A 13,833-nucleotide genomic window follows, 5' to 3' on the forward strand; every position below is an offset into this window, starting at 1 on the left:
TGACCGAAAAGAACAATATAACGTGTACTTTTTATTATACATAATGGTCGTTATATTGTATGTAGTTTAGGAGTGTTTCTTATGGAAGAAATTCAACTTATTTTGGCGAAAAATTTAAAGACAATACGAGAGAAGGAAAAATTAAGTTTAGAAAAGGTTTCCCAATTAACAGGTGTGAGTAAAACGATGATTGGACAAATTGAACGAGGAGAGTCAAGTCCAACATTAACAACGATATGGAAAATTGCGAATGGTTTGAAAGTATCTTTTACTTCTTTAATCAATAATCCGCAACCGGATACGAAAGTTGTTTTACGAAATGATATTCAAGTATTGTCAGAAGACAATGGAAGATATAAAGTGTATCCTTCTTTTCCTTTCCAAGATGATAGGAACTTTGAAATTTATTCCGTTGAAATTGAAGCAGAAGGAAAATTAAGTTCGGAAGGCCATAAAGAAGGGACCGAAGAATTTATAACGGTGTTTGAAGGGGAATTGACAATTGAAATAAATGATTGTCAATATAGATTAAATAGTGGGGATGCAATTCGCTTTAAGGCGGATAGACCGCATTCCTATCGTAATTTTGGAAGAACGCTAACTCGATTAAGTATGACCATTTATTATTCAACTTCATAAATTTACAGCTGCCTTAAAAATAAAGAAAGGCGTAATGATAAAACCATCTATCTATAAGAGATGGTTTTATTTATTATAATCCAAAAAAAGACACTCATTTGAGTGTCAACAGAGTGTTGCTCTCGCGTATAGGATTGGAGTATGTTTCTCAAATATGTTTTGAGATGGTTCGCATTTGAGAAACTATCTTCATATTCAATGTAACATTAGCAGTGAGGAGTGTAAATTGATAATGTATATACGGAAAATTTAGTATAGATACTTTGTACTATGAATATAGTACAAAGTGTTTCTTATTGCATAATCACTTACGTGAAGTTATTAAAATATAAACTAAAGGAATGACCTAGTAGTTACTATTTTAGCATTTAAGAATGATTATTATAAAAAGAACGAATCATTTTTTAATCGATTCGTATAATTGTTAAAGAGGCACCTGTTGAACCACCTCCAACTAAATTAACTCTGGATAATACGCCGAATAGTTGAAGTGAAATTGTATTACCAGCAGTTAAATTAATTATTAAATTATTATTATAATTTGAAGTTGATAACGCGGGGGGAAAAATAGATCCGGAAAGTGGAGTCGAAGAGTTTAATAGTAGCCTTGTACCAGCAAGTAGTGCAGTTGTTGTATTAACTTGATAGGTTAAATAATATCTCCCAGTAACAGGAATTGTAAATATATCATTTGAAGCATTCACTGTAAAATTACCGAGACTTTGGCTATTAAAAGGTGGAATATTAGTTCCGCCTAATATAACTGAAATGGGACCACCTGACGTGTTATTAGCGAACATGGAGTTTGTTGTAATATTAGGCCCAGTAGGACCTGAAAGCCTGTATGGAAGTATAATTCCAAGAGCTATTGATAATAGTCCTTTTTTCATTTTTCATTCTTATCTTGAATATAAATCACCTCATTTTTAAATTAAAATGTAACTGATTTAGTATTTTGGAATGGAACTATCATTTTATTATATTAATACTACTAGTTATAGTAACAGTAAAAAGTTTACTTTATATAAAATCATTTGAGTATGAAAAAGTAGTTATGGAATTTTTCTAAAATAATAGAGATTTTATTTTGTTAATTAGTAAACAAAATGTGAAATGAGGTAGTAAATTGAACAGCAATGAAAAATTATCTTTGAATAAAGGTATGGTAAGACCAGAAAATATTGGACCTACTTTTCCGGTTCTTCCGCCAATTTATATTCCAACGGGAGCAACAGGGTCAACGGGAGCAACAGGGTCAACGGGAGCAACAGGGTCAACGGGAGCAACAGGGTCAACGGGAGCAACGGGAGCAACGGGGTCAACGGGAGTAACAGGTTCAACGGGAGCAACAGGAGCAACAGGAGCAACAGGGTCAACGGGAGCAACGGGGTCAACGGGAGTAACAGGGTCAACGGGAGCAACAGGAGCAACAGGGTCAACGGGAGCAACAGGGTCAACAGGAGCAACAGGGTCAACGGGAGCAACGGGGTCAACGGGAGTAACAGGGTCAACGGGAGCAACAGGGTCAACGGGAGTAACAGGTTCAACGGGAGTAACAGGTTCAACGGGAGTAACAGGAGCAACGGGAGTAACGGGAGTAACGGGAGTAACAGGAGCAACGGGAGTAACGGGGTCAACAGGGTCAACAGGAGCAACAGGAGTAACGGGAGCAACAGGTCCAACGGGAGCAACAGGTCCAACTGGAGTTGTTGGCCCCATAACAACAACTAATTTATTATTTTACACTTTTTCAGATGGAGAAAAACTAATATATACAGATTCAGATGGGCTAGCTCAATATGGTACAACTCACATATTATCTCCTGATGAGGTTTCGTATATTAATTTGTTTATTAATGGAATACTTCAACCACAACCATTATATCAGGTTAGTACTGGCCAGCTAACTTTGTTAGATAATCAACCACCATCACAAGGTTCTTCAATTATTTTACAATTTATCATCATTAATTAAAAAAGACAGATTCTTAAATAAAAAGGATCTGTCTTTTTGCTCTACATTAAAGTAGTTAAAACTAAGTGACGATAAATTCGATTGTAATTGGAATTCCACCGTCTAATGCATCTCCGCCAGGAATTGTAATAGCACCAGTAGGTCCAGTAGTAACACTGGAGTTCACACTAGGTTGAAGAATGCCGTTTACATATAAGTTGTAATACGTAAAAGTCGGAAAAGCAGTTGCAGTAGTGCCAGCATCGTTTAAACAAGCTGTAGCAGCAATTGCGAAAGCTGCACCAGTTCCGGTTCCAGCTCCTAATGTAGATGTAAATCTTCTAGATGCCATAAATGGTTGAATAATTGGCAATTAATTTTCACTCCCTAAATTTTTTTGGAACGAAGTATAGAATAACTTGTCCACTATATTGTATGAAAGTTTTTGATAATAGAAACGGCTTCATGATAATAGAGGGAACACAATTTTAATAAACATATTATTGTTACTTGTTGGTTATATGATAATGTTTAGTTTTTATATTCAGATTAAAATGTGCTTTTGGACCTAAGAGATAAACGTGGAAAAATAAAATAAACTCTTAAGTTTAGGTGTTTAATCTAAGCAGTCAATTATTAAAAACATATAATTAATATGTGAGTCATGAACATAATTAAATTAAGTTTTCAAGTTTAATTATCATTCATGTTTCCTATCTTAAATGAAAAAATAACTCAATTGTTTTTTTTTCAATCGGAACTTTTATGGTTCTTAGAATAGGAAAACACTCAACTATAAGACAAGTCAGGAGGAAATAAATGTCACATAACAATTGTTTTGGTCATAACAACTGCAATAATCCGATTGTGTTCACTCCAGAATGTTGTAACAATCCACAAACAGTTCCAATTACTAGTGAGCAATTAGGTAGATTAATTACTTTACTAAACTCTTTAATTTCGGCAATTGCAGCGTTTTTTGCAAATCCAAGTGATGCAAACAGATTAGCTTTACTCAATTTGTTTACTCAGCTATTGAACTTACTAAATGAATTAGCACCTTCTCCAGAAGGAAATTTCTTAAAACAATTAATTCAAAGTATTATTAACTTACTACAATCTCCTAATCCAAATTTAGGTCAATTACTTTCTTTATTACAACAATTCTACAGTGCTCTTGCACCATTCTTCTTCTCATTAATTATTGACCCTGCAAGTTTACAACTTTTATTAAACTTATTAACTCAATTAATTGGTGCTACTCCAGGAGGCGGTCCAACAGGAGCAACAGGCCCAACAGGAGCGACAGGTCCAGCAGGTACTGGTGGCGGAGCAACAGGAGCAACAGGAGCAACAGGTCCAACAGGCCCAACAGGAGCGACAGGTCCAGCAGGTACTGGTGGTGCAACAGGTTTAACAGGAGCAACAGGCCCAACGGGAGCAACAGGTTTAACAGGAGCAACAGGCTTAACAGGAGCAACAGGCCCAACAGGAGCGACAGGTCCAACAGGAGCAACAGGCCCAACGGGAGCAACAGGTTTAACAGGAGCAACAGGTTTGACAGGAGCAACAGGAGCAACAGGTGGCGGAGCTATTATTCCATTCGCTTCAGGTACAACACCATCTGCGTTAGTTAACGCATTAATAGCTAATACAGGAACACTCCTTGGATTTGGATTTAGTCAGCCTGGCGTAGCTTTAACAGGTGGAACTAGTATCACATTAGCATTAGGTGTTGGTGATTATGCATTTGTAGCACCACGCGCAGGAGTTATTACTTCATTAGCAGGTTTCTTTAGTGCAACAGCTGCATTAGCTCCATTATCACCTGTTCAAGTGCAGATACAAATATTAACTGCACCTGCAGCAAGTAATACGTTTACAGTACAGGGTGCGCCTCTATTATTAACACCAGCATTTGCTGCGATAGCAATTGGTTCTACAGCATCAGGTATCGTACCTGAAGCTATCCCAGTAGCTGCAGGAGATAAAATACTACTTTACGTTTCATTAACAGCAGCAAGTCCAATAGCTGCAGTAGCTGGATTTGTAAGTGCAGGTATTAATATCGTCTAGTTTGCTATAATGTCTGTTTGAAATTTGAACTGGCATTTGTATATAGCCCTTCCTAATATAATTAGGAAGGGCTATATTTTATCCCGCATTAATGAGCAGTAAGACCCTCACCTCAAAATTCAGCGAAGGCAAAGAAGTTAGGTGGGGGTCGGGCTGCCCATAAAAGCCCGATTGGTGAGGGCTAATAATCAGTGGGAGATGAAGAAAACCTCCACTGATGAAAGTTTCACTTTATGGGAAGATAGGTGATAAATCAATTGAGAAATTAGTCTTTGTTAAGTTGGTATAAAAGAAAAATCAAAATTTATGATTTGCAATCTATTGTTTATGAAATAAGTTATATGTTTTGAAAAATTATCTATAAATAAAAAAGATGAATTCTATTAGAAATAGAATTCATCTTTTAAATAAAAGGGAAGTACATTATTTATCGTGAGCGTTGCAATGTTATTGTTCAAATTAATAATAAACTATTTGTTTTTATTACAGTTACATCCTTTTTTCTTTACATAGCCTTGCTCGGCTAAGTCTCTTTGTGATTGGGAATTGGAAGATTGAGAATTTGAAGACTGAGAAGATGCTGATGAACTACTATTTTTATTATGAGAGTAGTTTTTTCGATAGTTATAATTACTCATAGTACTATCACCTCCAATTAAATATATAACTATTATATGTATGTACTCTATTAATTGTTACGATAATAAATAGGAATGGGTATACAATAAAAAAATCTCCTACGTATTTTCCGAGGAGATAAATAATTGTCCTTTCATAATATAAATTAATATCCCCAGTAAAGAGGGAAATAATATGAATCTTGGTAATATAAATTTTGTTGTAGATTAGGAGGCTGAGTTGTTGGGTTTATCGTTCCACGGTTTTTATTACAATTTACTGGGGGACCAATTACTGTAGTGGATTGAATAGGGGATACCGCTTGTTTCCATTGTTGCTCATCGAGACAGTAAGTATGGGCCATTATATTAGCGGGAGTTAATCTTAAAATATCAGAACCAAAAATAACTTCTGGTGTTGGGGCATCGAAAATTGCTAATAAATGAGTATTATCTGCTGTAGCAATTTCATAATGCCACCACGCTTGTGGAATGTTGGCAACTTGCCCTGGTTTTATCGGTAAGTTTAATAGTTGATTCGTAAATGGATTAAGTAAAGAAACAACCGCAGATCCTGAAATACAGTAAACAAGTTCAGCTGCATTTTGATGAATATGTGGTTCTACAACATTACCTGAACTTAAATAAATATCTAATAAAGAAGTGTTTTCTAACGTATTTAATTGTTTCATGCCAAGTACGTTTATATAATTTTGAGCATCTTTCTGAAAAAAATTACTTTTATTTAAATCATAAGTGAAATTAGTTGAGGGGGAGGTGTAGTCGATATTAGAAGTCAATTGTATTACCTGCCTTTCTATTAGTAAGTAAGGTTATAAAATTAGGATATGTGTCTAGTGTTTGTTATGTGCGGTTGTTGGTATCATAATAAATTTGCCTATGCCATAAAGAATATGGGTTGTATTTCGTATTTTGAATAACAGACCAATCCTTTTTCATAGAGGTATTGGTCTGTTATTCAAGATAGTTTTTGATGAATAATGAATTGTGCTTTAGCGGTATTGGCGTAATTTAGCCACTCTAATGCCAAGTTTTGTTTTAAACCAAAATGGATTTCTATGATGTCAAAATGAGATACCTTTGTTTTAAGTGGAACAGGTATACCGTTTACTTTTGCATTTTTCATGTTATGTGCAATTTTTGGAAATGCAGAGAAAGTAAAATCAATAATTGTAGCACCATCTGGTAAATAAATAGGTTGTAAATCTGAAGTATAAGCCGTTATGGTATTTTCAAATAGTTCGTACGATACTAGATTGTGGAACGCAATTGGATCTGTAGTTAATAAATTGTTATGCACAATTGTATCATTCATTATTTTATAAGATATGGATTGGACATTTGCAGTTCTATTATTTAATAAAGAAAAAATGCCGTTATCTTTTAATGTTTTTGCTAATTGTGTTTGAATGATAATTGTTTGTTCATTATTATTCATATTGACTTTAGTTTTTAAATTGTTATTAAAATAGCTATTTTCAAGTGCTATATTGTCTTCGAAATAGTTTATAGTTGGATTGTATAATTGATGTATCATTCCAAGAATTTTATAGCAATCTAGTACACTTGTAGTTGTAATACAAATTTGTGAAACCTCTGATACGTTTTGTATTTCTTGTAATTGTGAGTAAGCAGTATAAATCGGAGGGAACTCATAGCTTATTTCAAATGAAAGGTTAGTATCAAAAAAAGAATGAATTCCTTTGCTTAAATCGGTTATATTTTTTTGAAGATGTGGAACATATCCCGTTAAGAATTTAAGTACCTTGCTATATCTTTCTTTATGTAAATATTGAAAAGCAAGATTTTCTAATTCATACTGGATTGTATATAATCCAAGTCGCTTTGCAAGTGGCGCAAAAAGTGTTAATGTTTCATTCGCATATGCTACTTGTTTCGCGGGTTTTTTAACATTCAAAGTTTTTATATTATGAAGGCGATCTATAACTTTAATAATGCCAACACGTATATCATGTTGAGAGGATAATAGTAATTTTTTAAAATTAATTGCTTCGTATAATACTTTGTTTTGATCTTGTTGTTTTTTCCCTTTTGTTAATCCATTTACAATATATCGAATAGTCGCACCGAAATGTGATTCGATTTCTTCTAGAGAATATTCGGTATCTTCTACAACATCGTGTAATAAAGCAGCAATCAATGTTGTAATGTCAGCTTTATAATTTAGCAGTATTTCTGTAATTGCGAAAGGATGAATAATATATGGTTCTCCAGTTTGACGGTATTGTCCATCATGTGCTTGCTCTGCAAAATATATAGCTTTTTTCAAGAGTTTTAATTCATTAGATTGTAGATAATTTGCCTTTTGTAATAATACCTCGCTCATATAAATCCGTCCCTTAAAATTATTTTTAATAGTAATTCTATATAATAGAATAAATCCCCTTTGAAATTATTTTAATTATGTAAAAAATAAAGGTGTTGAGATGAAACTATATTCGTATATCCATTCATACTTTGGATTGATGGAAAAAAGTAAAGAACGTGTTAATTTAATATTACATCAATCATTAATAAGGGGTGAAGGTTCATGTCATTTAGTGAAATGATTAGAAATGAAGTGCTTGGCTGGGCAGGTGTCTCTGAAAAACCGCATCGATTTGGCGGCATTGAAATAAATTATGGCAAGAAAGAACTTGGTCATCTGCATGGAGATAAGTTAGTTGATTTACCATTTCCAAAGTTAAAGCGGGATGAATTAGTAAAACAAGGATTGGTCAAACCACATCACGTATTACCTGAATCAGGATGGATCAGTTATTATATAAAGAGTGAAGAGGATATACCATTTGCAATTGAGTTATTTCGTATGCAATATGACCGAATAAAAAAATAATGAAATAAAATAGATGAGTAAAAATATATTTTCATGTCACATCCCTCCTTAATCGTTCGTCTTGTATGTAGAACGATAAGGAGGGATTTTATTATGAAGAAATTTGATGTAGCAATTGTTGGTGGTGGCCTTGCTGGATTAACAGCGTCTATATATTTAGCGAAAGCTGGAAGAAAAGTGATTGTATTAGAAAAGTCCAGTCGCTTTGGTGGTCGAGGGATGACTATAAATAAAAATGGGATTTGTATGAATCTTGGAGCACACGCCCTATATAGAGGAGGAACAGCATTTTTAACTTTTAATGAGCTTGGTATGAATCTACCGGGTGGAATACCATCTACAAAAGCACATGGAATATGGAAAGGAGATATATTTACCATCCCAACAGATTTTCGCACAATTTTATCAACACCACTACTTTCGTGGTCTGCAAAAGTACAATTCTCACGTCTTATGATTTGTTTAGGGAATTTAGATGTAGGAGAAGTTCCAAAAATGAGTTTAACTACATGGGCAGAAAATGAAATAAAAGATCCAATGGTTCGAAATATATTTTATGCATTATGCCGAACAACAACATATACGTTTGCTCCTACAATACAATTAGCATCATCTGTACTAAAGCAAATACAGCTTTCGATAAAAGATGGGGTATTTTATGTAGATGGTGGCTGGGAGACGATAATAACAAAATTAAGAGACATTGCGAATCATGCCGGGGTGCAATTTTTGGATAAAAAGCATGTTTTGGAAATAGAGCATTACGAAGATAAACAAAGAATATATTGTTTTGATGATGAGGTATTTGAAGTAGGTACAGTCATTGTGACGACTCCACCGAAAGAAGCTTGTAACATAATTAAAGGTGTGGAAGGAACAAGTTTGCATAGATGGAGTAAACAATCGGTACCGGTTACTGTTGCTGCATTAGATATTGGTTTGAGACGATTACCTAATCCGACACATCAATTTGCATTAGGGTTAGATCAGCCTATATTTTTCACGAATCAATCAAGAGCAGCTAAATTAAGTGATGATGGATTAATTGCAGTGAGTTTAATTAAGTACCATAATCCTGTACTAGAGATGAAACAAACTCATGAAGATAAAGAACAGTTAGAAAGTACAATGGATTTGCTACATCCAAATTGGAAAAGAGAAGTTGTTGCACAGCAATATTTACCGAAAATAACAGTAGTATATGATTTTCCTCATATAAACCGAGTTGAAAAACCAGGTCCTAATATCCCTGAAATGCCAGGTATTTACGTTGCAGGTGATTGGACTGGGCATGATGAAATATTAGCTGATGCTGCAGTAGCAAGTGGAAAACGTGCAGCGTTACACATTTTAAAGCAATTAGAAAGTGAGGGAGTTCATCATGGAAACGGAGCAATTATATGAAGCGTATCAACCATTATTATTTTCGTTAGCATATAGAATCCTTGGGAGTGTTATGGATGCTGAGGATATCGTTCAGGATGTATTTATCTCGTTAAATAATATAGAGGATCTTCAGTCTATAGAAAATATGAAAGCATATTTGTGTAAGGTGGCGACAAATCGTTCAATTGATAAATTACGTTCGGCAGCGCATAAACGTAACGTGTACGTAGGGATGTGGTTACCAGAGCCACTTGTAGAAGAAAGTAATGAGCCATCAGAGTCATTTGTTATGAAAGAATCCCTTTCCACAGCATATTTATTACTTTTACAACAACTGTCTGAGGTAGAAAGGATTGTTTTCATATTAAGAGAGGTTTTCAGTTATGAATACGAAGAAATAGCTTCAATTGTTGATAAGAGTAGTGTGAACTGTAGGAAGATCTTTCAACGCGCACGAAATAGTATATTGGATAAGCCGAAGCAATCAACATTAAGTACGAAGAAAATGGCTGATTATGTTGAAAAGTTTGTATCATCACTACAATGTGGTGATGCGCAAGGTATGTTAGAAGTATTAAAAACAGATGCGATATTGAAAGCAGATGGTGGTGGTAAAGTTACAACTGCGATTCATCCGATTTACTCTGCGGATCGAATTATACGTTTGTTCTTTGGGATTGCACAACGATTGACAGAAGAGTACACTGTTGATTTCAAAATGGTAAATGGTATGCCTGGGGTAATAGTTACAATAAATAATAAAATAACGTATGTTCTTTCGTTTGCATTTGAGGATGAGAAGATTTCAAACATTTATATGATGGTTAATCCTGAAAAACTTATGCATTTAAATGTAAAAATATAAAAAAACGCATTTCTTCAGAAATGCGTTTTTTTATTATTTTTCTAACATTTCAAGAGGTACATCTTTTTCACCAGCTACCTCAAATTTAATTTCCCCGTCTTCTTCATAAATACGTGTAATAATCGGTATAGTAATCATTAATTTTTTATGCTGCTTTCGTTTTCGAGCAGCATCTAAGCTAATCACGTTCATTGTAAGCATCCTTTCTTTTAAAGATATATAAACAAAAGAAAATGCGTCCGAAAAGGGCGCTTAATTGAATTTGAAATACCGATTCATTTAAATGGGGTTTATATATTTTTTATAACTGCAATTTTTTATAAAATATAATATGAATGGAATAATTGCACGTAGAAATTAACTTTACCAAAAAACGAAACAATATGCTATAAAAAATTATAAATCTTTGTCATATAACGGGAAAAAGGATTTCGTTTCGCATATAATAAAAAGTAGACGGGCAGCAAGAGCTTTTTCATCATATTGCTTGGAAAGGCGATGAAAAGAATGGATACGTTAGATTCATTATTACTTCAACTTGAACAATATGGAGAAGAGCATGATCGGAATAAAAAAATACGGGAAGAAAAATTACGGAATATTTCTCGTGAGATGGGGCAATTTTTATCAATTTTAGTAAAAGGGTGTAGTGCAAAAAATATTTTAGAAATCGGAACTTCTAATGGTTATTCTACATTGTGGTTAGCTAATGCGGTAGAAGAAACAAATGGAAATGTAACAACTGTAGAGCTTTCTTCAGAACGAGTTGGAGAGGCACTTGCCAATTTTGAAAAGGCAAACCTTTTACAAAGGATTGATGTTCACAATCAAGAAGCAGGGGCATTTTTAGATTCACAACTAGATGATTCATTTGATTTTATTTTCCTAGATTCAGAGCGTACGCAATACATGTGGTGGCTTGAACATATAAAACGCATTTTACAACCACAAGGTCTTCTTGTTGTCGATAATGCTACTTCTCATGCGAGTGAATTAGTTGAGTTTATAAAAATGATTGAAGAAGATGAAATGTTTGAAACAGTATTATTGGCATTTCAAAAGGGTGCATTTGTAGCGCGTAAGAAGAAATAGGATTGAGCGTAATATAATTATCACATTGAAAAAGGGTGTATGTCAAAAGATTGCGTGCAGTAGTATGGGAAGGACGTAATTTATATACGTAACATACGAAGAATCCGCCTTCAGCATGTCGGTCTCTAGGTCTTAAGTCTGAGGAAAATTATGTTGTTTACAGGTATACTTATAGTAAGAAACAGGGAATGACTGCATAAGCAGGTATTTCTTGAAAATTGATTTCATATAGGCTGTTTGCAAATGAAATACAATATATTAGATGAAATATAGTGCACATAAATTCGCACATATAAATAAAGGAGCGATTTTGTTGACTGAACTCGAGAAAAAAGAACCCGTATCAATTGTGAAAGATAATAATGTAGAAGTAGTAGTTGATACAGTTATAAAAGATGAAGAACTTGATGAATTAAATAAAGAAGCCGATCTTTATGTACAAAAGTTAAATAGCGAGCAAAATACAGATTTATCGAAAGTATTGTCGCAGCTAGGAGATTTGGGGGATAAAGAACAACAAGCAGCAGGACAAACGTTATCAGCATTAAAACGTCCTGTCACAGCGATGATGAATGGAAAGAATGAAGAAATTCCAAATACATTGTTAGAATTACGCAAAGTAGTATCAGAGCTTGATCCGAATTCATTAAAAGCAAGTGGTATGAAGAAAATTATGTTTAAAGTATTTAAGAAAAATCCACTTGAAACATACGTGCATAAATATCAATCTATAGATAAGCAAATTGAGGAGATTATAAGATCGCTTCTAATTGGTCGTGACAACTTACAAGAAGATACAGTTGGTCTTGAAATGCTTAAAGAGCAATCGCACGATAAAATTCATGCGCTTGATAAGCAAGTATACTTAGGGAAAAAACTGGCCGGTATGCTCGAAGCTGAGAAACAAAATCCAGAACGTCAAAGAGATATTCCATTAATTAACGATGCATTAGAAAAGATTCTAGTGCGTACACGTAATATGCAGCAAGCGAAAAGTGTGTTATTACAATCTATCGCATCTGTAGACATTATTAAGAAAAATAATGAAAAGTTAACAGAGGCCATTCGTAATGCAATTACGATGACGCAAAACGTTGTAACGGTTTCCGCTGCGATTCAGCTAGCATTAACGAATCAACGTAAAACAATTGATGCAGTGAATGCAACAAATGAAGCAATTGAATCCATGGTATTAAGTAATTCCCAAGCGTTAAAACAAAATACAGAAGAAACAACAAAACTTCTTGAAAATCCTGCAATTAGCATGGATAAATTACGCGAATCATTCCAAAATGTATTTGCTGCGATTGAAGCTTCTGAGAAATCATCAGAACGTATTATCGAGTCAAGTAAGAAGTTTGTTATTGAACTAGACACATTTAATGATGAAATGAAACAAAAACTCATTCAGCGTCCAAGGAAATAACAGACTTTTAGAGGAGGTGAAAAAATGAGTTTCATTCAAACCGTATTAGTACTATTGGGTACATTACTTTTAATCGCTTTTACTGTTGTTGTTTTAGTTGTATATTTCGGACGTAAACTGTATTTTTCATGGACGAAGCCATATAAAAGAGCGCACGATTCTTTAGATAAGTTATCGAATAAATCATTACCGTTTCTACAAGAATTTACACAACATCCCCTTTTTTATCGCTGGATTCGTACGGAAGGAAAGAAAGAACAACTTATATTAAACACGCTTTTCTGTGCATCGGGTCAACGTACGAGAGAGCAAGTATTCTCAATGTTACCGAAAGAAAAACAGAAAAAAGTACATGTAATGGCAAAAACAACGAAAAAACTTACAAATGAAGATATTGATGTAGCGGCGATGAAAGTAAAAGATTTTTTAAGACAAGAAACGCAGCAAACAGTAAAACCGACAGACTTATCGTTTTATAAATTGTATTTTTATGATCGATATCCAGATGCATTAAATACAATTCAAGCGTATAAACGCTCAATAAATCCTTCATTACAACGAACGGTTGATGAAATTACAATTTCAGTATTAAATGCCTTGCCGTATTATCAGGAGCAGCGTATGTTTGAACAACAACATAAACTCGAAACGTTTTTAATGAAAGATTTAACAGCGATGCTATCTTTAGTGGTGCAATTACCACCTTCACAACGACCAGAAAAAGAAGAAGAATTAAAAATCTACTTGCAAAATTTCCAAAAAGAAATGGAAGAAGTAGAGCGAGATATTCGTGACTCGATTGATCACGATTTGAATGTGAAGATGAGAGCAGCGACTGAGAAGTTTAAGAATAAATAAAAAAGGCGCCTTAAAGCTATAATACTTAGCTTTAAGGCGTTT

At 34.0% G+C, this 13,833-nt stretch carries 13 protein-coding genes and 1 pseudogene; 9 read left to right on the forward strand and 5 right to left on the reverse strand.

The features are described 5' to 3' along the window. Positions 1 to 81: 81 nt before the first annotated feature. Positions 82 to 639 carry a helix-turn-helix domain-containing protein gene (locus tag AC2CGR_RS07200; RefSeq protein ID WP_061687914.1) on the forward strand — a complete coding sequence of 186 codons (558 nt, stop codon included), beginning with the start codon at positions 82 to 84 and terminating at the stop codon, positions 637 to 639. 404 nt (positions 640 to 1,043) lie between these two features. On the opposite strand, the pseudogene AC2CGR_RS07205 reads toward AC2CGR_RS07200, so the two are convergent. Then, positions 1,044 to 1,558 (reverse strand): annotated as a pseudogene (locus AC2CGR_RS07205) (BclA C-terminal domain-containing protein). A 207-nt stretch (positions 1,559 to 1,765) separates the two neighbouring features. Here AC2CGR_RS07205 and AC2CGR_RS07210 point away from each other — a divergent pair. Beyond that, the gene (locus tag AC2CGR_RS07210) at positions 1,766 to 2,614 is read left to right on the forward strand and encodes a DUF4183 domain-containing protein (protein ID WP_484480691.1); all 849 of its coding nucleotides are present in this window, start codon (positions 1,766 to 1,768) and stop codon (positions 2,612 to 2,614) included. Positions 2,615 to 2,675: 61 nt separating this feature from the next. On the opposite strand, the gene AC2CGR_RS07215 is transcribed toward AC2CGR_RS07210, so the two are convergent. Further along, positions 2,676 to 2,966, reverse strand: a complete 291-nt coding sequence (locus AC2CGR_RS07215; RefSeq protein ID WP_001121647.1) for a DUF4183 domain-containing protein — start codon at positions 2,964 to 2,966, stop codon at positions 2,676 to 2,678. A gap of 446 nt (positions 2,967 to 3,412) precedes the next feature. On the opposite strand from AC2CGR_RS07215, the gene AC2CGR_RS07220 reads away from it, so the two are divergent. Beyond that, positions 3,413 to 4,669, forward strand: coding sequence for an exosporium glycoprotein BclB-related protein (locus tag AC2CGR_RS07220; RefSeq protein WP_205687601.1), 1,257 nt, complete (start codon positions 3,413 to 3,415; stop codon positions 4,667 to 4,669). Positions 4,670 to 5,453: 784 nt separating this feature from the next. Here AC2CGR_RS07220 and AC2CGR_RS07225 read toward each other — a convergent pair. Continuing rightward, positions 5,454 to 6,086: a cupin domain-containing protein gene (locus tag AC2CGR_RS07225; protein ID WP_033701426.1), complete on the reverse strand. Its 633-nt coding sequence runs from the start codon at positions 6,084 to 6,086 to the stop codon at positions 5,454 to 5,456. A 179-nt stretch (positions 6,087 to 6,265) separates the two neighbouring features. Next, positions 6,266 to 7,654, reverse strand: a complete 1,389-nt coding sequence (locus tag AC2CGR_RS07230; RefSeq protein WP_087963859.1) for an HD domain-containing protein — start codon at positions 7,652 to 7,654, stop codon at positions 6,266 to 6,268. 204 nt (positions 7,655 to 7,858) lie between these two features. Here AC2CGR_RS07230 and AC2CGR_RS07235 point away from each other — a divergent pair, with 204 nt between their 5' ends. From AC2CGR_RS07235 to AC2CGR_RS07245, 3 genes are all read left to right on the forward strand, one after another. Then, a complete protein-coding gene (locus AC2CGR_RS07235; protein ID WP_000010316.1) occupies positions 7,859 to 8,164 on the forward strand; it encodes a luciferase domain-containing protein in 306 nt (101 codons plus the stop codon). A 93-nt stretch (positions 8,165 to 8,257) separates the two neighbouring features. Beyond that, positions 8,258 to 9,568, forward strand: coding sequence for a phytoene desaturase family protein (locus tag AC2CGR_RS07240; RefSeq protein ID WP_484480692.1), 1,311 nt, complete (start codon positions 8,258 to 8,260; stop codon positions 9,566 to 9,568). Beyond that, positions 9,546 to 10,415 carry an RNA polymerase sigma-70 factor gene (locus AC2CGR_RS07245; protein WP_000447140.1) on the forward strand — a complete coding sequence of 290 codons (870 nt, stop codon included), beginning with the start codon at positions 9,546 to 9,548 and terminating at the stop codon, positions 10,413 to 10,415. Before AC2CGR_RS07240 ends, AC2CGR_RS07245 begins: the two co-directional genes overlap by 23 nt. A gap of 33 nt (positions 10,416 to 10,448) precedes the next feature. Here the strand turns inward: AC2CGR_RS07245 and AC2CGR_RS07250 are convergent, their stop codons facing one another. Then, complete coding sequence (locus AC2CGR_RS07250) at positions 10,449 to 10,607, reverse strand: hypothetical protein (protein WP_001100984.1); 159 nt, start codon at positions 10,605 to 10,607, stop codon at positions 10,449 to 10,451. 306 nt (positions 10,608 to 10,913) lie between these two features. Here AC2CGR_RS07250 and AC2CGR_RS07255 point away from each other — a divergent pair, with 306 nt between their 5' ends. From AC2CGR_RS07255 to AC2CGR_RS07265, 3 genes are all read left to right on the forward strand, one after another. Next, the gene (locus AC2CGR_RS07255; RefSeq protein WP_033702179.1) at positions 10,914 to 11,507 is read left to right on the forward strand and encodes an O-methyltransferase; all 594 of its coding nucleotides are present in this window, start codon (positions 10,914 to 10,916) and stop codon (positions 11,505 to 11,507) included. A gap of 313 nt (positions 11,508 to 11,820) precedes the next feature. Next, the gene (locus AC2CGR_RS07260; protein ID WP_000137402.1) at positions 11,821 to 12,933 is read left to right on the forward strand and encodes a toxic anion resistance protein; all 1,113 of its coding nucleotides are present in this window, start codon (positions 11,821 to 11,823) and stop codon (positions 12,931 to 12,933) included. Between the two features lie 24 nt (positions 12,934 to 12,957). Next, complete coding sequence (locus AC2CGR_RS07265; RefSeq protein WP_000008382.1) at positions 12,958 to 13,791, forward strand: DUF3974 domain-containing protein; 834 nt, start codon at positions 12,958 to 12,960, stop codon at positions 13,789 to 13,791. The last annotated feature ends 42 nt before the right edge of the window (positions 13,792 to 13,833 follow it).

Source organism: Bacillus sp. LSHTCR4 (genome assembly GCF_057197025.1).

Coding starts and splice junctions, on each gene's coding strand:
- AC2CGR_RS07200 (WP_061687914.1), top strand. CDS start 82: ATGGAAGAAATTCAACTTATTTTGGCGAAAAATTTAAAGACAATACGA.
- AC2CGR_RS07220 (WP_205687601.1), top strand. CDS start 3,413: ATGTCACATAACAATTGTTTTGGTCATAACAACTGCAATAATCCGATT.
- AC2CGR_RS07230 (WP_087963859.1), bottom strand. CDS start 7,654: ATGAGCGAGGTATTATTACAAAAGGCAAATTATCTACAATCTAATGAA.
- AC2CGR_RS07235 (WP_000010316.1), top strand. CDS start 7,859: ATGTCATTTAGTGAAATGATTAGAAATGAAGTGCTTGGCTGGGCAGGT.
- AC2CGR_RS07240 (WP_484480692.1), top strand. CDS start 8,258: ATGAAGAAATTTGATGTAGCAATTGTTGGTGGTGGCCTTGCTGGATTA.
- AC2CGR_RS07245 (WP_000447140.1), top strand. CDS start 9,546: ATGGAAACGGAGCAATTATATGAAGCGTATCAACCATTATTATTTTCG.
- AC2CGR_RS07250 (WP_001100984.1), bottom strand. CDS start 10,607: ATGAACGTGATTAGCTTAGATGCTGCTCGAAAACGAAAGCAGCATAAA.
- AC2CGR_RS07255 (WP_033702179.1), top strand. CDS start 10,914: ATGAAAAGAATGGATACGTTAGATTCATTATTACTTCAACTTGAACAA.
- AC2CGR_RS07265 (WP_000008382.1), top strand. CDS start 12,958: ATGAGTTTCATTCAAACCGTATTAGTACTATTGGGTACATTACTTTTA.